The following is a 19,390-nucleotide window of genomic DNA, read 5'->3' as shown; positions in this document are numbered from 1 at the left end:
GATGACGCGTAATCTGGGTGATCTTCTGATGCGATCGGCGGCCACGCCCGACGGTCGGTCGCTTGACGGACTCGAGCCGCTCGTCTGGAGCCGGGTCGATGCGCTTCGCGGCGAAAGACTGACCTCGCAGTTGCGCCTCGGGGCCGTCGCCATGGCCTTGGTCACCGGCCTGACCGTGGGCGGCGTCGGCGCGGTCGCCGCCCCCAGACCCCCTGGGGACATGGCCATCTTCACGGTCGATGCGGGTCTGTCGCCCCTGGTTCGCCTGGAAACCGGCCGGTGATGCGCGGCTGGCGGGCGATCGTCCTGACAGCCGTGCTGGCCGCGATCGCCAGCGGCGCGGGCACCTGGATCAGTGCCAGCTGGGTGCTGAGCCGGCGCGAGCCGCCGTCCCTGCACGACATCGTCCATCATGACCTCAAGCTCTCGCCCGCCCAGCTGACCCGTATCGAGGCGGTCGAAGGCCGCTTCGCGGCCCGCCGGCCCGCGCTCGAAGCCGATGTCCGCGCGGCCAACCTGGAATTGGCGCGCGCCATCGAACAGAGCGACGGCGACGGTCCCCAGGTCCAGGCGGCGGTGGACCATTTCCACGTCGCCATGGGGGCCCTGCAGAAGGAGACGATCGCTCACGTCTTCGAGATGCGGTCGGTGCTGACGCCCGCCCAAGCTGAGGTCTTCGACGACCGCATCGTCGCCGCCCTCGCGCCCGACGAAAGCTAGCCCTCCGGGTGGAGAGTCCAGCAGACCTGTCAACCCGCGCCGCCGGCGGCGACCGGGCGGCCTTCAGCGAGTTGATGCGGCAGACCAAGACGGCGCTGTTCCGTTTCGTCCGGCGCTACGTCGGCGACGAGCAGGACGCTTGGGATCTGTTACAGGAGACCTATGCGGCGGCCTGGATGAACATCCGCCGCTACGACCCGACGCGGCCCTTCGAGGCCTGGATCCGGACGATCGCGCTCAACAAATGCCGGGACTGGAGCCGCCGTGGTTTCGTCCGACGGTTCATCCGGGGCGGCGTCGAGCTGTCGTCGCCGGAAGCCATGTCCGTGCCGGACGGGGCCGAGTCAGCGCATGACCGGATGGAGGCCGGCGACCGGCTCGGCCGGCTGAACGAGGCGATGAGCCGCTTGCCGCCGCACCTCAAGGCTCCGCTTCTGCTCACGGCGATCGATGGCCGTAGTCAGGCGGAAACGGCTGGGATGCTCGGGGTTTCCGTCAAGACGGTGGAGACCCGCGTGGCGCGCGCCCGTCGAAAGCTGTCCGACGCCCTGGGTGGCGCGACCGCCGTCCGCAACGTTCCGGAGTGATCGGTTGGAGCCCCTCCGGAACCGAGCACCAGAGCTAGGGGCCCTCGATCGGCGCGGGCGGCGAGGGCTGCGGCGCGCGCCCGCGTAATCTAGTATGAAGGCGTCGCTAGAAATCGACCCGACCGTCGCCCTTTCTTTTTCAGGAGCTTGCCACATGAGAGTCTCGATCCTCGTCGCCGCTGCGGCGGTCACCCTCGGCGCCTGCCAGCCGGCCGCCGAGCCTCAACCGGTCGAGGCCGAAACGGCGCCGGACGCCGCGGCGACGGCCCCGATGGACGCCGCCCCCGTCGCCACGCTCGAGCCGATGCCGCAGCCGCAGGCCGCCGCCCCGACTCCGGCCACGACCCCGCGGGCCACACCGCGGGCCCCGGCCCCCCGACCGGCCCGGCCCGCGCCGGCGCCCGCGCCAACGCCGCCGCCCGCCGATCCGATGGCCGGTCACGACATGTCGAAGATGGACGGCATGACCATGTCGCCCAAGCAATAGTGCGCGTAAGTATCAGGAGTTTTTCCATGAACCGTTCAATCCTCGCCAGCCTGGCTGCTCTGGCCGCGCTGGCTCCCGTCTCGATCGCCCATGCCCAGAGTCATTCGCACGCGGGCATGTCGGCGCAGGATCACGCCGCCATGCAGGCGTCGGCCAACGGCGTCCTCACGGCGCCGGCGGACAACGCCATGCTGGTTGCCGCCCCGACGGCGTTCTCGGCGACGTTTCCGCATGCCATGAGCCTGACGTCCCTCCAGCTGACGAACGCCGCGGGCCAGCCGGTCGATGTGGTGGTGTCATCCGAGGCGCCGCCGGCGACCACGGTGACCGCGCCTCTACCCCCGCTTGCGCCGGGTTCGTATTCCGCCGCCTGGGCCGCGACGGGCACCGACGGCCACGAGATGAACGGCGTGGTCCGTTTCATGGTTCACTGAGGGATCGGCCTCCCGCCTCCTGAGGGGCCGAAGCCGGATGTGGAAGGAACGCCGCGCGACCTGCCGCGCGGCGTTTTTCCGTCGTCGATCAGCGGTCGGCTCCCCGGCTGACCCCTCGCGATGGTCTTTCAGCCCTGGGCTCAGTCGGCGCGCCGTGATCGCCGGCCGGCGCGATCCATCCGGCCGGGGGGCGAACTACGCTCCTGAAGGTGGGGCGCCAAGCTCGCCAATGTCCGGGTCACAACGTGGGCGTCGCCGAAACCGCGTCCTACAGCTTGGCCAGCCTCCGGGTCGTACAGAATGGTGAAACAGCCCAGCGCCTTGGCCGGGCGAATGTCCCATTCCAGACTGTCTCCGACGACACAGACCTCGGGCGGATCGACGTTCAAGGCGGCAAACACTCGCCTGAACGCGCCCGGATCGGGCTTGCCAACGCCGACCTCGCCTTCAATCTGGATATGATGGAAACGCGAAGCCAGACCGAAACGCTCGATCTTGGCGCGCTGCAGTGGACCGGCGCCGTTGGTGAGCAGCGCGAGCCGGTATCCAGCGTCCCGCAGTTGGACCAACACGGCGTCCGCCTTGGGTTCGAGCCGCATCTGCCGGTCGCGATGGAGGCTGAAGGCGTCGGCGATGCGCTCTGCGATCTCGGGAGATACCGTTGGACTACTGTCGCGCCGCAAGGCCTCGAAGGCTTTGGCTGCGATGACGCGCCGGGCCTGCTTCGGGTCTGCGCGGCCCACGGCGTGGCTGTCCGGATCGCTCCAGAAGGCCCGCCCCGCCTCCGTCAGGGCGCGCGCTGCAACGTCCGGAGCGAGGTCGCCAAGCTCGGTCTGGTATACCTGACAGACGCTGCGCCACGCCAGATCAGGGCGGCGATAGGCTGAGAGCAGGGTGTCATCCAGATCGATCACGACGGCCCGGATCCGCCGCCCCGCTGTCATTGGACAACACCGGGCCGGTCACCGGCCGGCGCAAGGCACAGGCTGTAGCGAGGCCCTAGCCCCGGCGGGGGCGTCCTGACAACCGACCCGTTGCGTGCCTGTGGGGGCGCCGGCGTCAAGACAAGACCCGCCGCCGCTTCGCTAGAACCACGCCCGAATGCCGACGACCAGCCGGGTGTCTTCCGAGCTTCGCCCGTCAGCTTCCAGGAAGTCCGCCGTATTGCCGAAGCTCTTGGTCCATTCGACGCCGACATAGGGTGCGAATTCCTTGCGGAACTCGTAGCGCAAGCGGGCCCCGATCTGGAGCGTCGACAGGCCGGACCCGATCCGGAGTTCGGGGATGTCCTCCGCCGACAGCACCACCTCGGCCCGGGGCTGCACGATCCAGCGATTGGTGATCCGCTGATCATATTCGGCCTCCGCCCTCGCCGTCAGTTCGCCCTTGTTGGACAGGAAGGCCGCCGCATCGACCTCGAACCAGTAGGGCGCCAGACCCTGAATGCCGACGACCAGATCGGTCCGGTCGCCCTCGGGCCGGTAGGTCTGCCGCAGGCCGGTCTGGAAGTCGAAGAAGGGCCGGAACGCCCGGCTGTAAAGGGCTTGGACCTCGGCTTCCTCGACCTCGCCGTCGAAGTCGCCCTCGACTTCCGACTTCCACCAGAAGCGGTTGATGTCGCCGCCGGTCCAGCCCTGCGCGTCCAGCGCGTAGCCTTCTTCGCCGTCTCCGAAACTCGCTTCGAGCTGGTCGATGATCACCGCGGTGGTCCGCACGTCGCCATTCTCGACGCGAAGCTGTTCGCGGGCCGCCGCCATCTCCGCGGGATCGAACAGGGTATCGGCGGCGTGAGCGGGGCCGCTGGTCGCCCCGGGCGGAAGGGGCATTTCCGGAGGGCGTCCCGGGTTGTCCGCGCTGGTCGGCACGTCGGGCGGCATCGCCATGGCCGACATGTCATGACCCGGGGGCATCTGCCCCATGGTCGACATGTCATGTCCCGCCGGCATGGCCGACGCGGGCGCGGTCTGCCGCATCGTTGACATGTCGTGCCCGGCGTGGGGATCCGGCTGAGCGGCGGCGGCCGGCTGCTGGCCGCTCTGCATGGTCGACATGTCATGTCCCGCCGGCATGGCCGGCGCCGGCGCGGTCTGGCCCATCGTCGACATGTCATGTCCGGCGTGGGGATCCGGCTGACCGGCGGCGGCCGGCCGCTGGCCGCTCTGCATGGTCGACATGTCGTGGCCCGCCGGCGTGGCCGGCGCGGGCGCGGTCTGCCGCATCGTCGACATGTCGTGCCCGGCGTGGGGATCCGGCTGACCGGCGGCGGCCGGCTGTTGGCCGCTCTGCATGGTCGACATGTCATGTCCCGCCGGCATGGCCGGCGCGGGCGCGGTCTGGCCCATCGTCGACATGTCGTGCCCGGCGTGGGGATCCGCCGACGCCGGCGCGCGCTCGGGCACGGCGCCGGTCGGGCAGACCGGCGCCCCGGGCGTTCCGACGCGGGACGGATCCGCCGTCGGCGCGCCGCGCCGGACGCAACCGGCGGGCAGCTGGACGGCGGTCTGGACGGCGTTAGCCGCCGCGCCGTGCCCGGCGTGGCTCTGGGCGAACACCGGGCCGGCCGAGGCCGCGAGGAGCAGAGGGACGAGACCCACGGACCGACGGATCATGACGAGGCTCCTGACATCGGGCGGACGGTGACGACGTTGAACATGCCCGCGTGCATGTGCATCAGCATGTGACAGTGGAAGGCCCAGTCCCCGGGATTGTCGGCGGTCAGGTCAAAGGTGACCTTGCCGCCGGGGAGAACGTTGACCGTATGCTTCAGCGGTTGGTGGCCCGCCGGTCCGCCGGTCACCAGTTCGAAGAAGTGGCCGTGCAGATGGATGGGGTGGGCCATCATGGTGTCGTTGACCAGGGTCACCCTCACCCGCTCGTTCCGCTCAAAGCGGATCGGCTCGACCAGTTCGCTGAACTTCCTCCCGTCGAAGCCCCACATGAACCGCTCCATGTTGCCGGTCAGGTGGATCTCCATGGTCCGCGACGGGGGACGCTGGTCCTTGTTGGGCGTCAGCGAGACCAGGTCGGTGTAGACCAGCACGCGGTGGGGTACGTCGGCCAGTCCCGTCGGGCGCTCGCCCATGCGGTTGGCCGGCGCCATGGCGATGGCGTCCACGCCGACCCCCACCGCCATGTCCGGCGGGGCGTTGGCGGGATCGCGCATGTTCATGCCGGCCATGGAGCCGTGGTCCATCCCGGTCATCGCACCCGTGGACTGGGGCGCCATGGCGCCGTGATCCATCCCGGCCATGGTGCCGCCGGAGGCGCCGGTCATGGCGCTATGATCCATCCCCGCCATGGCGCCGCCCGGCTGGCCCCCCATCGAGCCGTGGTCCATGCCGCCCATGCCGCCCATGTCCCCCATGCCCATGTCCTTCATGGTCAGGTTGGGAACCTCGCGGAGCGGCGGAACCTCGGCGGTCATCCCCAGGCGCGGAGCAAGGGTCGCCCGCCCCATGCCGGAACGGTCAATGGCTTCCGACACGATGGTGTAGGCCCGGTCCTCGGTCGGCCGGACGATAACGTCATAGGTCTCGGCGACGGAGATCTGGAACTCGTCGGTCTCGACCGGACGCACGTTCTCGCCGTCGGCCTGGACCACCGTCATCGGCAGGCCGGGGATGCGGACGTTGAAGATCGACATGGCCGAGGCGTTGATGATGCGCAGTCGCACCCGTTCGCCGGGTCGGAACAGGCCGGTCCAGTTCTCCTGCGGGCCGTGTCCATTGATCAGATAGGTGTAGGTCGTCCCATTCACGTCGAGGATGTCGCGCGGGTCCATCCGCATCTGGCCCCACATGCGCCGTTCTTCCAGGCTCATGCGGTCCTCGCCGGAGAAGAGGCCCGCCAGGGTCGTGCGCTGCCGGTTGAAGTAGCCGGGGCTCTTCTTCAGCTTGTCGAGGATTTCGTGCGGATGCATGAAACTCCAGTCCGACAGGACCAGCACATGCTCGCGGTCGTAGGCGACCGGATCGGCGCCGGCCGGATCGATGACGATCGGCCCGTAGTGGCCGAGCGCCTCCTGCAGGCCGGAGTGGCTGTGATACCAGAAGGTGCCGGACTGCCTGATCGGAAACTCGTAGACGAAGGTCTCGCGCGGCTTGATGCCTGGGAAGCTGATCCCGGGCACCCCGTCCATCTGGAAGGGTAGAAGAAACCCATGCCAGTGGATCGAGGTGTCTTCGTCCAGGGTGTTCGTCACCGCCAGACGGACGTTCTGGCCTTCGCGCAGCCGCAACACCGGCGCCGGCAGCACGCCGTTGATGGTCGTGGCCGTCGCGGTGCGCCCGTTCACGGTGAAGGGCGTCTGACCGATGGTCAGATCGATATTCGGCCCAGTCAGGGTAGGCAGGTCCGACCGCAGCCCCGGCGAGCCCGTCTGCGCCCAGGCGGGCATCAGGCCCTGCAAGGCGGCGAGACCGCCGCCCGCGACGGCGCCGCGCAGCAGCAGTCGACGATCCAGCTTCATAAGATACTCCTCAAAGTCAGAACCGCGCCTCGGCGAGGCGACGATCTATATGGTTTTACGCAGGCGACCCGGTCGCCCCTCGCGACACGCTGCCGCAGAGCCGACCGGGCCGGAAACTCCCGTCGCCTAGCGCTGGATCAGCGCCGCGCCAGAAGAGCCTTCATCTGGGCGATCTCCTGTTCCTGGGAGCGGACGATTTCCTCGCACAGACCGAGCACTTCCGGATCCGTCAGCGAGGCTTGCTGGCACATCAGGATGGCGCCGGAGTGGTGCGGGATCATCGAACGCAGGAACTCCGTGTCTCCCACCGCCGCCTGGGTCCGCATACCCCAGAAGCTGACCGCAAACACCAGGGCGGCAGCCCCGCCGATCAGCAGATTCGTCCGTTTCGACGGATACATCGACCGCATGAACACCAGCATGAGGATCGCCATAGGCGAGACCATCATCAGCGTCATGTAGACGTTGTTGAGGTTGAAATAGAAGTGATTGAGGGACGCGATCATCGTGTACATCACCAGGTACATGATGATGAAATCCAAGACGAGCTCGAAGCCGAAGGAACGGTAGCTCCCCTTCATGGCGTGCATGGTCTTCATGTTTTCCATCGATTGTTCTTCCTCTACTCGCAAATCTGCAACGGGGCTTCTCGCCGACGCCGGATCATCCTGCGCTGGCGGGATGAGCCTCCAGCCAGGCGCGCAGCTCCGCGATGTCCGCGGTCTGCATCTCGATCGTCTTCTGCGCCATGCGCCGGATGTCGGCGTCCTGGCTTTCGCGCAGCACCACCTGGGCCATGTCGAGGGCGCCCTGGTGATGCGCGATCATCTTGCGAGCCCAGGTCTGGTCCGTGTCGACCCCGGTCGCGGCCATCATGGCCTCCATCATTTTCGCTTCGGCCGGCGCGAACGGCGGCTCACCGCCTCCGCCCGGCGCTGCCGCACCGGCTGCGGCCCCCACGTTTGTTTCGAGCCAACGCTGGAGCTCGGCGATGTCCCCGGTCTGCATCTCGACGGTCTTCTGCGCCATCCGGCGAATGTCGGCATCCCGCGTGTCGCGCAGCACGATCTGGGACATATCGAGGGCGCCTTGGTGATGGGGGATCATCTTGCGGGCCCATGCCTCTCCGGCGCTGGCTCCCGTCGCCGACCTCATGGCCTCGTGCATCCTCGCCTCGGCGGCGGAGAAGGGCGTCTGCGCCATCGCCATGGGCTCCGGAGTCTGCGCCGACTCGTCGGCCTTGGAGGCCGCCGGCGGCTCGGCGGCCGGGCTGCACGCCGCCACGAGGAGAGCGGAACAGCCGGCGAGCAGAACGGACGAGCGTGTGAAGGTCAGGTTGAACATCGGGTGTCTCCGGCGTGGGGCGGCGCCGGCGAATCGGCCGGCGGCTAGTTGACGAAAGCGCCGCGGGGCGGCGGCGGGACGCGGACTTGAACCGGGATCTCGGCGCCGTTGCGCAACCGGACATGAACGCCAGTTAAATCCGGGTCCTCCGACACGGTTCCGCCTTGATCAAATATACCCGAACGCTGTTGGATCAGGCGAGGGATCGGCTGCCGGAGTGCGTAATGGCGCAAACGCCGGTCGTCGCCTTCTCCTGGCCCCGGTCCCCCATGCCGCCCCCGTTAAAGTCTGACCGCACGAAGCCGCAGCGCATTGCCGATGACGCTCACGGAGGACAGGGCCATCGCCAACGCCGCCAGAGCCGGCGACAGCAGGAGGCCGAAGACCGGGTACAGCAGCCCCGCCGCGACCGGGATGCCCAGGGCGTTGTACCCGAAGGCGAAGACGAGATTCTGGCGAATGTTGCTCATCACCGCCTTCGACAGCTTGCGGGCCCGGACGATGCCCTGGAGGTCGCCCCCCAGCAGGGTGACGCCGGCGCTCTCGATCGCCACGTCGGAACCTGCGCCCATGGCCACACCAACATCGGCGGCGGCCAGGGCCGGGGCATCGTTGACCCCGTCGCCAGCCATGGCGACGATCCGGCCCTCGGCGCGCAGCCGCTCGACGACCGCCGCCTTGTCCTGCGGCAGGACCTCGGCCTGGACGTCGTCTATGCCGAGCCGGCGCGCCACCGCCTCGGCCGTGGTCCGGTTATCCCCGGTCATCATCACCAGGCGCAGGCCCGCGGCCTTCAGATCGCGAATGGCCCCGGCGGTCGTCGCCTTGACCGGGTCGGCGATGCCGAGGACGCCGGCCGCGGCCCCGTCCACGGCCACGAAGATCGCGGTGGCGCCGTCCTGGCGTAGCGCCTCGGCCTCGGCCTCGAGGGCGGCGACATCGACGCCGATCTCGCCGAGGTAGCGGCCGTTGCCGAGCGCCACGCGGCGGCCGTCGACCACCCCGGTGACGCCACGCCCGACCGGGCTGTCGAACTCCGAGGCCTCCGACAGCGCGAGCTTGCGATCCGTCGCGGCGCGGACGACGGCGTCGGCCAGCGGATGTTCGCTGGCCCGCTCCAGACTGGCGGAGAGTCTCAGAAGCTCGGTCTCGTCGAACCCGGCGGCGGGCCGGATGGCCGTCACCGACGGTCGCCCCTCCGTCAGGGTACCGGTCTTGTCGAGCACCAAGGTGTCGACCTTTTCGAAACGCTCCAGCGCCTCGGCGTTCTTGATCAGCACCCCGGCGTGGGCGCCGCGCCCCACCCCGACCATGATCGAGATCGGCGTGGCCAGGCCCAGGGCGCAGGGACAGGCGATGATCAGCACCGACACCGCGGCGACGAGGGCGTAGGACAGGCGCGGCTCCGGACCGATCAGGCCCCAGACGACGGCGGCGAGAACCGCGATGGCGATCACGGCCGGCACGAACCAGCCGGACACCTTGTCGGCCAGCCGCTGGATCGGCGCGCGGCTGCGCTGGGCCTGGGCCACCATCTGGACGATCTGCGCCAGAAGGGTGTCGGCGCCCACCTTGTCGGCCCGCATCACGAACGAGCCGGTCTTGTTGAGCGATCCGGCGACGACCTTGTCGCCGACGTCCTTGGTCACCGGCATGGATTCACCCGTGACGAGGGACTCGTCGATGGTCACCCGACCGTCCAGAATCTCGCCATCGACCGCCACCTTCTCGCCGGGGCGGACGCGCAGCCGGTCTCCGACGGCGACCATGTCGAGCGTGACGTCCTCGTCGCCGCCGTCGTCACGGAGCCGCCGCGCGGTCTTGGGCGCCAAATCAAGCAGCGCCCGGATGGCGCCGGACGTCTGTTCGCGGGCGCGCAGCTCAAGAATCTGGCCCACCAGAACCAGGACGGTGATGATGGCCGCTGCCTCGAAATAGACCGGCGCGCTGCCGTCCATCCGGCGGACCGCCGCCGGGAACAGAGCCGGCGCCAGCACCGCGACCACGCTGTAGATCCAGGCCGCGCCGACGCCGATGGCGATCAGGGTGAACATGTTGAGGCTGCGGTTGCGGAGGGAAGCCCAGCCCCGCTGGAAGAACGGCCAGCCGGCCCACAGCACCACGGGCGTCGCCAGCGCGAACTGGATCCAGTTGGAGGTTTGGCCCGAAATCCGCATCGCCAGTCCGGTCAGATGGCCGCCCATCTCGAGCGCGAAGACGGGCAGGGTCAGGACCGCGGCAACCCAGAGGCGGCGGGTGAAGTCGATCAGTTCGTGATTGACCGGCGCCTCGGCGGTGACGGTCTCCGGCTCCAGCGCCATGCCGCAGATCGGGCAGGAGCCCGGGCCCTCCTGGCGCACCTCCGGATGCATCGGGCAGGTGTAGATGGCGCCCGGGATGACAGGCGCCGGTTGCCGGGCCTCGCCGAGATAGCGGTCCGGATCGGCGATGAATTTGGTCCGGCAGCCCGCCGAACAGAAGAAATAGTGCTGGCCGTCGTGGACGGCCCGATGCGCCGCGGTCGCGGGATCGACGGTCATGCCGCAGACCGGATCGACCGCCTTCGCGCCGCCGTCGGCCGATTTGGCCGAACAGCAGCTGTGACCGGCCGGATGCGAATGGGAGGGCATGGACATGGCGGGCTCCTTGAAACAGCTGGACGCCAGATATACCCTATGGGGGTATCGCGCAAGGCGCTGTCCTGGGGTAGGGTCGAACGGTCAGAACGAGGAATTGGATGCAGACGGAAACCAAACCCAAGGTGTTGAACCGCCTGAACCGGATCGAGGGCCAGGTTCGCGGCATCGCCCGGATGGTCGAGGAGGACCGCTACTGCGTGGAGGTCCTCACCCAGCTCCAGGCCGTGCGGGCCGCCCTGCTGCGCGTCGAGAGGGAGGTGCTGAAAGACCACCTCGACCATTGCGTCATGGGGGCGATGACCGGCGACGATCTCTCCGATCGCAAGGCCAAGGCCACAGAACTGATCAACCTTCTCGGACGCGCATCGCGCTAGCGCAGGATATTTCCCTAGACGGCCTGTCGGATTGGTTCGGCGAGCGTCCTAAAATATCCTCTCGGGTAGTAGGGCCGATCGGACACGCCGATCTGGCCTGTCCGGGGGCGTGTGGGCCCCGGACCGGAACTTGCCCAAGAGATGATCCCACAGGCTGATGAACAGGCCGAAAAACCCACGGAGAATCACGGGCGCATAGCGAAGACGTGGAGCCTGCATCTGCGCCTAGGCCAGGACCTTGAGGCGCCGACCGACCAGGCCCCACGGGCGACGGCTCCGGGCGCCGGGTCCTCAGACGGTTTGAGAAGCACCCCTTCAAGGCGTGGATCCAGCTTATACGCCTTGACGCCGAGCCGTTCTCTGAAGCCCGCCACGATGCGGTCCGGCTGGGCCTCAGGGCTCGACAGGGCCGTCAGGGAGGGCGGAATGACGAGGCGAGGGCCGGCCCGATCAGCGCCAGAAAGCCCGATGACGATCGCCTGACGGCTCGGGGCGCGACGGTCGTCCAGAACCACGCGGGCCGAGCCCGCGCGAGCCACGGTCAGCTGGATTGCGACATGGGCGTGGGCGACGTGGTCTTCGTGCGGGCCCGCATGGGCGGCCGATCCATCGCCCATGGAGAAAACCGCGCTCGATGAGATCCAGGCCATCGTTCACCATGGCCGCGCCGGTCTGTGGGCTGAGCCGGTGGCGCGCGTCATCGCGCCTTCCGATGAAAACCTGCAAGCCGATCGCCATGAGCCCGCGAGCGGCGCAGGATCAGATCATGGCCTTTTCTCCAGCGCGGCAGGCCTGATCCCCAGATGCGACAGAATGAGGGATGGAGGCGACCGATGCGTAGACCAATTAAGCGGTCCGTCCTGTGCCGCCTGCCTTTGGGGGGCCATCGTTCATGACGTCCGTTTCTCCGACTCACGAAGGCTACCCGGCTGATCTGATGGCCCTGACCAGCCTGCGGGCCTTCCTGGCCATGGGCGTGGTGCTGTTCCACTACCAGCTTCAGTGGGATCCGGCCCTCGGCTACAGCCCGATCATCGAGCGAAGCCGGCTGGCGGTCGACGCCTTCTTCATGCTGTCGGGCTTCATTCTGGCCCACGTCTACGGCCCCGCTTTCGCCGCAGGAACATTCAGCTACAGGCGCTTCCTCGTGGCCCGCTTGGCTCGGCTCTATCCCCTCCATCTGGCGATTTTGGGCGGTGTTCTGATCATGGTGCTCGGAGCTTCAATCTCTGGCGTTCCGTTCGATCTCTCGACCTATACGACAGAGGGCTTCTTCAAGACCCTGTTCCTGGTGCAGGCGTGGTTTCCAAGCGAAATCGGATACAACTGGAGCGGCCCGTCCTGGTCGCTCTCGGCGGAATGGTTCGCCTATCTGCTGTTCCCGGCCTACGCCCTTCTCTACATCCGGATGAGACATCGTCCTTGGTTCCTGCTCGGCTTGGGCGTCGTCAGCTATGTTGTCATCGACGCGGCCTACGTCTCAACCTTCGGCAAGGTTCTGCCTCGAGCCGAGGACGACATGGGCATCTTGCGCATCGCGCCGGCCTTTCTGATCGGCATGGCGCTCTACGGCTTGGGCCATCGATGGCGCTTGAGCCGGCCCTTCGCCATCGCCGCCGCCCTGGCTTCTACCCTCGTGTTGCTCGGCGCGATGCAGCTGTCGTTGGACGACCGGATCATCGTCGCCCTCTCAGCCCCCGTTATCCTGACCTGGTCCCTGCTCGCACGCGCGGACTGCGAGGGGCCTCTCGCCGCCCCTGCGCTGGTTTTCGCGGGCGAAGCCTCCTTCGCCCTGTATCTCGTGCACATGCCCATCCTCGTAGCCTTCAAGGGCGTCGTCGCCGAAGTGCGCGGCATCGACAGCGCCTTCCGCATCACGCCAGTCGAACTGGCAGGGTTGTTCGTCGTCACGGCGCTGATCGCGGCGGCCCTGCATCTGCTCGTTGAGAAACCCGGGCGAACCTGGATCCGACGCCGGTTCGAAAGCCGGCGGGCCCCGCCCGCAGCGCCGGCCTGACCCCGAGCCGCGAGACGTAGGTACTGCCTTGGCGTCAATTGATCCCGACAGGCCGGCGCCGCGCTGGCGCCGCAGCACCCGCAGGCCCGCACTAGGCCGGAGGCGGCGACCGTCCCCAAAAAGGCGCCAAACGCCTCTGATCCTCTAGCGGCTCGGGGATCCTAGCTGCTAGTGAGACTCAATCTCACGAACAGGAGCCGTTCATGCTGGCGACGCTTCGCGTCTTCCTTGTCATCGCACTGCTGCTGGGGGCCGCGATACCTCAACACGCCCAGGCACAGGAGGCGACGCCCGGGGCGGAAACCGCCTGGCGGCTGCTGGACTATATCGCCGTGGACTACCCCGGCGCCGTCTCCGGCGGTCGGGTGATCAGCGCGGCGGAATACGCCGAGATGCGCGAGTTCTCGGTCTCGGTGCGCGCCCGCATCGCCGCCCTGCCGACACATGAGGCTCAGCCCCGGCTTCTCGCCGCGTCGTCCGTCCTGATCTCGGCGGTCGAAGCCCGCGAAACGCCGGTAACGGTCGCTCAACTGGCTCGGAGCCTCGCCGACGACCTTCTCGCCGCCTATCCGACGCCGCTGGCGCCGCAGGCGATCCCAAATCTGCCGCGCGGCGCGGCGCTCTACGCTGAGCAGTGCGCCGTCTGCCATGGCGCGACCGGCCGCGGCGATGGCCCCGGCGCAGCAGGGCTCGAGCCACCGCCGATCGCCTTCACCGATCGGGACCGCGCCCGCGAACGCAGCCTGTTCGGCCTCTATCAGGTGATCGGCCAGGGTCTCGACGGCACCGCGATGCCGAGCTTCGCCCACCTGTCGTCCGAGGACCGTTGGGCGCTCGCCTTCTACGCCGGCGGTTTCGCCTACCCCGGGGGCGCGAGCCGCGCGGGCGAGCGCGCCTGGGGCGAAGATCCCGGGCTGCGCGCCGCGATGCCGGACCTCGAAGCCCTGACCCGGGTCACACCGGCGACGCTGGCGTCGCGCCTCGGGGAGCCGCGGGCGAGCGAGGTGGTGGCCTACCTTCGCCGCCATCCGGAAGCCCTTGCGGTCGGGAGCACGGACGGTCTGGACCTGGCGCGCCGCAAGCTCGCCGAGAGCCTGGCCGCCTATCGCGCCGGAGACGCCCACAAGGCCGAGGAGCTGGCGCTTTCGGCCTATCTCGACGGCTTCGAGCCCGTGGAGCCGCTGCTGCGAGCCCGGGATGGGAAGCTGATGGCCCGGATCGAGACCGCGATGGGCGAGCTTCGCGCCAGCCTCAATGGGCGGGCTCCGGCCGACGAGGTGGCCGCACAGATGACAGCCCTGAGCGGGCTCTTCGACGAGGCCGGTCGGGCGCTCGCGCCCTCCCAGGCCTCGGCCCTCTCGACCTTCCTTGGCGCCTTCACCATCCTGTTGCGCGAGGGGCTGGAGGCCCTGCTGATCGTGATCGCGATGATCGCCTTCCTGCGCAAGGCCGAGCGCCAGGACGTGCTCCCCTACGTCCATGGCGGCTGGATCGCCGCGCTGGCGGCGGGCGCCGCGACCTGGGCGGCGGCCACCTGGCTGATCGCCATCAGCGGCGCCAGCCGCGAACTCACCGAAGGCGTCGGCTCGCTGGTCTCGGCCGTGGTGCTCTTGTCCGTGGGCGTATGGATGCACGGCAAGGCCCAGGCCGGCGTGTGGCAGGCTTACATCCGCGACAAGCTGTCGGCGGCGCTGTCGAAGCGGTCGGCCTGGTTCCTGTTCCTGCTCGCCTTCATCGTGGTCTACCGCGAGGTATTCGAGACCATCCTCTTCTATGCCGCGCTGTGGAGCCAGGGGACCCAAGGCGCCCTGCTCGGCGGCGCGGCCTTGGCGGTGGTCTGTCTCGCCCTAATCGCCTGGGGCCTGCTGATCTTCAGCAAGCGGCTGCCGATCGCGCAATTCTTCGCCTACAGCGCGCTGCTCATAGCGGGTCTGGCGGTGGTCCTGGCCGGCAAGGGCGTCGCCGGCCTCCAGGAGGCCGGCGTCATGGACGTGCATCCGCTTGCCGCCCTGCCCCGCGTCGAAATCCTCGGCCTCTTTCCCACTTGGGAAGGTCTGACCGCCCAGCTGCTGGCGCTGTCGGTCGTAATCGTTGGCTTCTGGTGGGCGGATCGGAAGGGCCGGGTTCAGGCTCGGGCTTAGATCCCTGTCCGGAGGGGTTTTGGTCGCCGGAGCGTCATAGGGCCAGATCGTTCTCGCCAATGGCTTGGAGCGGCTGAACCCCACCGCTCGCCGACGGGCAGGCGGAAACCAGCGCGACACTCTGGCTGTGGCCAGGCGACGACCCGCGGTTCATGATGCGGGTCACACCTTCAGGAGAGTCCGGAATGGCTCCAAGTTCCTCTCGCCGCGCCCTTCTGATCGGCCTGCCCCTCGCCGCGCTAGCCGCCGCCGCGCAGGCCGCAACAGACAAGCGGATGACGGCCTACAAGACGCCCTGGTGCGGCTGTTGCGGCGGCTGGATCGCCCACATGCGCCAGGCCGGCTGGACCGTCGAAGTGGTCGAGCGGGACGACCTGGCCCCGATCCGCGCCCGGCATGGCATCCCCGACCAGCTCGCGAGCTGCCACACCGCTGTCGTGGACGCCTACGCCATCGAGGGCCATGTTCCGGCCGGCGACATCGACCGGCTGCTGCGCGAACGACCGGCCGCCCGGGCGCTGAGCGCCCCCGGCATGCCGGCGGGTTCCCCGGGCATGGAGGCGGCGGGCCGCGAGCCCTATACGACCGTGCTGATCCTCAACGACGGCTCAACCCGCGTGTTCGGCCGCCACAACGGCGCCTGACGCCCTGGGCGCGGCGACCGCCGCATGATCTCCGGCGGCCCGGTTCGTACGTGAGCGGTTGAGCCAGGTCTGGACGGGACGGTCGAAGGCGTAGCGGAACATGGCGGCGGCAACGAAGGCGCCGGCGAAGCCGACGGACCACAGCGCCCAGCGGGCGCCGGACGGCAGGGTATCCTGGCCAAGGGCGTCGAGCAGGCCGAACCAGACGATGCGGCTCACCTCATTGGTGAGGAACATCGAGAACGACATCAGGGCTAGATGTTCGATCAGACGCGAGGGCCGGAACACGGGGATGGCCCCGGCGGCCCAGATGATCACCGTCATCAGGCCCTGAGACAGCAGGCTGAAGGCGCCAAAGGCCTGCATCATGACCAGCGCGACGGCGGCGGCCAGCCCGATCGCCCCCGCGAGGCGCGGCGCGACATACACCCGTGAGCCGTAGTAGGCCGCCGCGACGCCGAGCAGGAAGAGCGGCAGGGCGCGCAGGATGCCGTATCGCATCGGCAGGCGGTAGATCGGATCGCCGAGCCACAGCGAGGCGGCGAGATCGGCGGCGACGACAAGGACTACCGCGCCGATCACCACCAGCACCGGCGGCCAGCGCCAAAGGGCGCGGCAGATCCATGGCAGGAGGAGATAGCAGCCGATCAGGGCCGACAGCGTCCAGGTCGGGGCGTTCCACCCCTGCCCGCCCGGCACGCCCCAGGCCTGAACCAGCAACACCTGCGCGGGCAGCTGCGACCAGTCGAACCAGCGCGGATTGCTGGGCGCCACGCCCGCGAGGGCGGCGCCGCCGACGATGGCCACGAGGATCAGGCTGACGACGAGGTGGGCCGGAATGACGCGCAGCAGGCGCTGGTGCGCGTAGGCGCGCAGCGAGGCCTGCCCGGCGGCGAGGCGGTCGCCATAGATGCGGGCCAGGACGTAGCCGGAATCGATGATGAAGAAGTCGGTGAGCAGATAGCCCCGGTCGAACACCGGATGCAGCTGCGGCAGCGGAACCGGCGAGGCCTCCCGGAAATGGTAGAGGATGATCAGCGCCCCGACGATGAACCGGAGCGCATCCAGCCATCCGCCACGGGCGATGCGCGGCGGCGATCGGTCGTTCAACGCGGCGACATCCTTGCTCATGCCTGCTGATAACCTCGGGCCGGCCAAGGAAAGGTTATCGGCGCCTCGGGGACTGGCGGGAAGGCTGAAACCCTCAGCGCCGTTTCGACGGCCAGCGACGATGCCGCTCGTCAATCACGAAGGGATGCGCATGGCCGCGTTCGGGCCACGGCTCCCCCTCCGCCAGGTGCGGATCGTCGGGGTCCAGGTCGTCATGGGAATGGACCAGATTCTCCGGATCGTGGGCGGGCCAGACAACCAGGCCAAGCAGGGTTCCGAGGGCGCACAGGGCGGCCAGGACGAGGAAGGCTGCGCCCGGCTGCGCCTGGGCGCTGACCAGTCCGGCCACGGGATAGGCGAGCAGCCAGCAGGCGTGGGAAAGAGCGAACTGGGCGGCGAAGAGCGCCGGCCTGTCGTCAGGCGTGGAGGATCGCCGCAGCGCCCGGCCCGCCGGTGTGATCGTCAGCGAATAGCCGAAGCCCATGACGACCCACATCGCGAGCAGCGCGGGATAGGAGACGGCAAGCCAGGGACCTGCGAACAGCACGGCGGTCATGACTGCGGCTCCCAGGACCATGGCGAGGCGATCGGTCAATCGACCGAGCAGCCGCAGCAGCACGACGGCGGCGGTCATCGAGCCGCCGCCGAAGGCCGCCAGGGCCCAAGCCGTGGCCTGGTCGGAAAGACCGAAGCGCGACTGCACCAGGACCACGGTGTTGACGAGCACCACGGCTCCACCGGCGGCGGTCGCCAGGCTGATGGCCAACAGGCCTCGCAAGCGCGGCGTCAGGGCGAACAGGCGTATGCCGCCCGTGAGGCGCTGAAGAAACGGTCTGGGCTGGATGTTTTTCAGGAGCGGCAAGGTCGCACCGACCACGAACAGGGCCGAGATCACGAAGCCGAGCGCCGTGCCGGCGAACAGGTTGTTGTAGCTGATGAAGGCCAGCAACAGGGCGGCGAGCACCGGGCTGGCCACGCTCTCGAGGTCGGCGGCCAGGCGCGAGAGGGACAGGGCCTTGGTGTACTCCCCCTCGTCGGGAAGCAGATCGGGGATCATGGCCTGGAACGCCGGCGTGAAGGCGGCCGAGGCGATATAGAGGACGGTCATCAGGGCGTAGACCTGCCAGGCTTCGCCGACGAAGGGCAACGAAGCCGCCACGACGGCGCGAACGACATCCAGCGACACCAGCAACGTTTTTCGGGGGAGGCGCGCCGCCAGGGCGCTGGCGAACGGAGCCACGCCGATATAGGCGACCATCTTGATGGCCAAGGCGGCGCCGAGGATTTCCCCCGCCCCGGCGCCCGCCAGATCATGGGCGAGCAGGCTGAGCGCCACGGTCGCCATCCCCGTCCCCAGCAGCGCCGCGACCTGGGCGACAAAGAGGTGGCGATAACCGGGATGGCGGAGAGGGGAGAACATCGGCGGCGTCCGGCAATCAAGCGAAGGAAGCGCTAGCCATATCCCCTCCAGGAGGATAGCATAAGTCCCCATGGCCCATGTCGTTCACGAAACCCATCAGGACATCGTCAACCGGCTGAAGCGGGTCGAAGGTCACCTGCGCAAGACCATCGCGATGATCGAGGGCGGGCGGACCTGTCTGGATCTGGCCCAGCAGCTGCACGCGATCGAAAAGGCCGTGGCCGCGGCCAAGAAGACCTTGATCCACGACCATATCGACCACTGTCTCGCTCATGCCGCCGAAGGCGATCCGAGCGAAGCGCGAACGGCGATGGCCGAGTTCAAAACCATCACCAAATACCTCTAGGCCGGTCAGACCACGCGTTTGACCTCGCTGTAGGCCCCTTCGGTGATCAGGGTGATCGTCACCGGCTGGCCCGTCCGGTTGCGCCAGAACCACCCGTGACTACCGTCAAAGGCGGCCACCAGTTCGCCCTCGACCCGCTGTTCCGAGCCCTTGCCGTAGCCGTGATAGGGCGTGCCGGGACGGTCGGCGTGGGTGTCGAAATTGATCGCCCCGCCGCTGCTGGTCCAGGTGAAACGGACCCTGGCGCCCTCCTCCATCACCAGCTTGATCTCGGCCCCCTGATCCGGCGCCAGGGTCAGGACGGTTTCGTCCGAACGCAGGCCGGCGGCCGGCGCTGCAGATGCGGCCTTGGCCGCGACGCCGGTCGGGGTTGCCGGGGGCCCGGCGCCCGGCGTCGGCCGAACGGCCGGACCGGCATCGGTTTCGGCGGCGGTTTCGGCTTGGGCCTCCGCCGCGAGCGAGACTTTGACGCGCCCCATCTCGGTCAGACCGAGCATTGACCCGATCCGGGTCGGATCGACGCCGTATTCGGCTGGCAGGACGACGGTGACGAGCAGGGCAGAGGCGACCACCACTGCAATGCCGGTGGACTTGAGCAGCTTAGCGGTGGTGGGCAGTTCGGAGGCGTCGGGCTTGTGGACGTTATACATGGGTCAGGT

Annotated in this window: 19 protein-coding genes; 10 read left to right on the top strand and 9 right to left on the bottom strand. The window is 68.6% G+C overall.

All coding sequences use genetic code 11. The features are described 5' to 3' along the window. The first annotated feature begins 1 nt into the window (after position 1). The 5 genes from AC4PRM_RS10925 to AC4PRM_RS10905 all read left to right on the top strand — a co-directional run bounded on the left by AC4PRM_RS10925 (position 2) and on the right by AC4PRM_RS10905 (position 2,228). The gene (locus AC4PRM_RS10925) at positions 2–283 is read left to right on the top strand and encodes a hypothetical protein (RefSeq protein WP_492039869.1); all 282 of its coding nucleotides are present in this window, start codon (positions 2–4) and stop codon (positions 281–283) included. Continuing rightward, positions 283–720, top strand: a complete 438-nt coding sequence (locus AC4PRM_RS10920; protein WP_492040089.1) for a Spy/CpxP family protein refolding chaperone — start codon at positions 283–285, stop codon at positions 718–720. Before AC4PRM_RS10925 ends, AC4PRM_RS10920 begins: the two co-directional genes overlap by 1 nt. An 8-nt stretch (positions 721–728) precedes the next feature. After that, positions 729–1,307, top strand: a complete 579-nt coding sequence (locus tag AC4PRM_RS10915) for an RNA polymerase sigma factor (RefSeq protein WP_492039868.1) — start codon at positions 729–731, stop codon at positions 1,305–1,307. A gap of 154 nt (positions 1,308–1,461) precedes the next feature. Then, the gene (locus AC4PRM_RS10910) at positions 1,462–1,794 is read left to right on the top strand and encodes a hypothetical protein (RefSeq protein WP_492039867.1); all 333 of its coding nucleotides are present in this window, start codon (positions 1,462–1,464) and stop codon (positions 1,792–1,794) included. Positions 1,795–1,820: 26 nt separating this feature from the next. Further along, positions 1,821–2,228 carry a copper resistance CopC family protein gene (locus AC4PRM_RS10905; RefSeq protein ID WP_492039866.1) on the top strand — a complete coding sequence of 136 codons (408 nt, stop codon included), beginning with the start codon at positions 1,821–1,823 and terminating at the stop codon, positions 2,226–2,228. A gap of 140 nt (positions 2,229–2,368) precedes the next feature. Here AC4PRM_RS10905 and AC4PRM_RS10900 read toward each other — a convergent pair whose 3' ends face one another. From AC4PRM_RS10900 to AC4PRM_RS10875, 6 genes are all read right to left on the bottom strand, one after another. Continuing rightward, a complete protein-coding gene (locus tag AC4PRM_RS10900) occupies positions 2,369–3,142 on the bottom strand; it encodes an HAD family hydrolase (protein ID WP_164952667.1) in 774 nt (257 codons plus the stop codon). 171 nt (positions 3,143–3,313) lie between these two features. Next, positions 3,314–4,837: a copper resistance protein B gene (locus tag AC4PRM_RS10895; protein WP_492039865.1), complete on the bottom strand. Its 1,524-nt coding sequence runs from the start codon at positions 4,835–4,837 to the stop codon at positions 3,314–3,316. Continuing rightward, the gene (locus AC4PRM_RS10890) at positions 4,834–6,696 is read right to left on the bottom strand and encodes a copper resistance system multicopper oxidase (protein ID WP_112863189.1); all 1,863 of its coding nucleotides are present in this window, start codon (positions 6,694–6,696) and stop codon (positions 4,834–4,836) included. The genes AC4PRM_RS10895 and AC4PRM_RS10890 overlap by 4 nt, the downstream gene beginning before the upstream one ends. A gap of 137 nt (positions 6,697–6,833) precedes the next feature. Next, the gene (locus AC4PRM_RS10885) at positions 6,834–7,304 is read right to left on the bottom strand and encodes a DUF305 domain-containing protein (protein WP_112863190.1); all 471 of its coding nucleotides are present in this window, start codon (positions 7,302–7,304) and stop codon (positions 6,834–6,836) included. Positions 7,305–7,359: 55 nt separating this feature from the next. Further along, complete coding sequence (locus AC4PRM_RS10880) at positions 7,360–8,040, bottom strand: DUF305 domain-containing protein (protein ID WP_052004990.1); 681 nt, start codon at positions 8,038–8,040, stop codon at positions 7,360–7,362. A 281-nt stretch (positions 8,041–8,321) separates the two neighbouring features. Then, entirely contained in the window at positions 8,322–10,676 is a 2,355-nt protein-coding gene (locus AC4PRM_RS10875) for a heavy metal translocating P-type ATPase (protein ID WP_035308102.1), read from the bottom strand. A 101-nt stretch (positions 10,677–10,777) separates the two neighbouring features. On the opposite strand from AC4PRM_RS10875, the gene AC4PRM_RS10870 reads away from it, so the two are divergent. From AC4PRM_RS10870 to AC4PRM_RS10855, 4 genes are all read left to right on the top strand, one after another. Further along, positions 10,778–11,053 carry a metal-sensitive transcriptional regulator gene (locus tag AC4PRM_RS10870; protein ID WP_035308104.1) on the top strand — a complete coding sequence of 92 codons (276 nt, stop codon included), beginning with the start codon at positions 10,778–10,780 and terminating at the stop codon, positions 11,051–11,053. Positions 11,054–11,945: 892 nt separating this feature from the next. Next, a complete protein-coding gene (locus AC4PRM_RS10865) occupies positions 11,946–13,070 on the top strand; it encodes an acyltransferase family protein (RefSeq protein ID WP_492039864.1) in 1,125 nt (374 codons plus the stop codon). Positions 13,071–13,273: 203 nt separating this feature from the next. Next, on the top strand, positions 13,274–15,211 hold the full coding sequence (locus AC4PRM_RS10860) for an FTR1 family protein (RefSeq protein ID WP_492039863.1): 1,938 nt from the start codon (positions 13,274–13,276) through the stop codon (positions 15,209–15,211). Positions 15,212–15,396: 185 nt separating this feature from the next. Further along, positions 15,397–15,855 carry a DUF411 domain-containing protein gene (locus AC4PRM_RS10855; RefSeq protein WP_492039862.1) on the top strand — a complete coding sequence of 153 codons (459 nt, stop codon included), beginning with the start codon at positions 15,397–15,399 and terminating at the stop codon, positions 15,853–15,855. Here the strand turns inward: AC4PRM_RS10855 and AC4PRM_RS10850 are convergent. Both AC4PRM_RS10850 and AC4PRM_RS10845 read right to left on the bottom strand, forming a co-directional pair. Beyond that, the gene (locus AC4PRM_RS10850) at positions 15,820–16,986 is read right to left on the bottom strand and encodes an acyltransferase family protein (RefSeq protein WP_492039861.1); all 1,167 of its coding nucleotides are present in this window, start codon (positions 16,984–16,986) and stop codon (positions 15,820–15,822) included. The genes AC4PRM_RS10855 and AC4PRM_RS10850 overlap by 36 nt on opposite strands. A 73-nt stretch (positions 16,987–17,059) precedes the next feature. Then, positions 17,060–18,385, bottom strand: a complete 1,326-nt coding sequence (locus AC4PRM_RS10845) for an MFS transporter (RefSeq protein WP_492039860.1) — start codon at positions 18,383–18,385, stop codon at positions 17,060–17,062. 70 nt (positions 18,386–18,455) lie between these two features. On the opposite strand from AC4PRM_RS10845, the gene AC4PRM_RS10840 reads away from it, so the two are divergent. Continuing rightward, positions 18,456–18,731 carry a metal-sensing transcriptional repressor gene (locus tag AC4PRM_RS10840; RefSeq protein WP_154726847.1) on the top strand — a complete coding sequence of 92 codons (276 nt, stop codon included), beginning with the start codon at positions 18,456–18,458 and terminating at the stop codon, positions 18,729–18,731. A gap of 5 nt (positions 18,732–18,736) precedes the next feature. Here AC4PRM_RS10840 and AC4PRM_RS10835 read toward each other — a convergent pair whose 3' ends face one another. Beyond that, positions 18,737–19,381, bottom strand: a complete 645-nt coding sequence (locus AC4PRM_RS10835; protein ID WP_492039859.1) for a transmembrane anchor protein — start codon at positions 19,379–19,381, stop codon at positions 18,737–18,739. Positions 19,382–19,390: the final 9 nt, after the last annotated feature.

The sequence above is a fragment of the Brevundimonas sp. DW-iso22 genome, assembly GCF_058725425.1.
The sequence above is the reverse complement of the archived record's forward strand: the minus strand, read 5'-3'. Positions and strand labels throughout refer to the sequence as shown.

Coding starts and splice junctions, on each gene's coding strand:
- AC4PRM_RS10840 (WP_154726847.1), top strand. CDS start 18,456: ATGGCCCATGTCGTTCACGAAACCCATCAGGACATCGTCAACCGGCTG.
- AC4PRM_RS10885 (WP_112863190.1), bottom strand. CDS start 7,304: ATGGAAAACATGAAGACCATGCACGCCATGAAGGGGAGCTACCGTTCC.
- AC4PRM_RS10905 (WP_492039866.1), top strand. CDS start 1,821: ATGAACCGTTCAATCCTCGCCAGCCTGGCTGCTCTGGCCGCGCTGGCT.
- AC4PRM_RS10865 (WP_492039864.1), top strand. CDS start 11,946: ATGACGTCCGTTTCTCCGACTCACGAAGGCTACCCGGCTGATCTGATG.
- AC4PRM_RS10880 (WP_052004990.1), bottom strand. CDS start 8,040: ATGTTCAACCTGACCTTCACACGCTCGTCCGTTCTGCTCGCCGGCTGT.
- AC4PRM_RS10835 (WP_492039859.1), bottom strand. CDS start 19,381: ATGTATAACGTCCACAAGCCCGACGCCTCCGAACTGCCCACCACCGCT.
- AC4PRM_RS10850 (WP_492039861.1), bottom strand. CDS start 16,986: ATGAGCAAGGATGTCGCCGCGTTGAACGACCGATCGCCGCCGCGCATC.
- AC4PRM_RS10890 (WP_112863189.1), bottom strand. CDS start 6,696: ATGAAGCTGGATCGTCGACTGCTGCTGCGCGGCGCCGTCGCGGGCGGC.
- AC4PRM_RS10860 (WP_492039863.1), top strand. CDS start 13,274: ATGCTGGCGACGCTTCGCGTCTTCCTTGTCATCGCACTGCTGCTGGGG.
- AC4PRM_RS10920 (WP_492040089.1), top strand. CDS start 283: ATGCGCGGCTGGCGGGCGATCGTCCTGACAGCCGTGCTGGCCGCGATC.
- AC4PRM_RS10925 (WP_492039869.1), top strand. CDS start 2: ATGACGCGTAATCTGGGTGATCTTCTGATGCGATCGGCGGCCACGCCC.
- AC4PRM_RS10910 (WP_492039867.1), top strand. CDS start 1,462: ATGAGAGTCTCGATCCTCGTCGCCGCTGCGGCGGTCACCCTCGGCGCC.
- AC4PRM_RS10870 (WP_035308104.1), top strand. CDS start 10,778: ATGCAGACGGAAACCAAACCCAAGGTGTTGAACCGCCTGAACCGGATC.
- AC4PRM_RS10845 (WP_492039860.1), bottom strand. CDS start 18,385: ATGTTCTCCCCTCTCCGCCATCCCGGTTATCGCCACCTCTTTGTCGCC.
- AC4PRM_RS10895 (WP_492039865.1), bottom strand. CDS start 4,837: ATGATCCGTCGGTCCGTGGGTCTCGTCCCTCTGCTCCTCGCGGCCTCG.
- AC4PRM_RS10875 (WP_035308102.1), bottom strand. CDS start 10,676: ATGTCCATGCCCTCCCATTCGCATCCGGCCGGTCACAGCTGCTGTTCG.
- AC4PRM_RS10855 (WP_492039862.1), top strand. CDS start 15,397: ATGGCTCCAAGTTCCTCTCGCCGCGCCCTTCTGATCGGCCTGCCCCTC.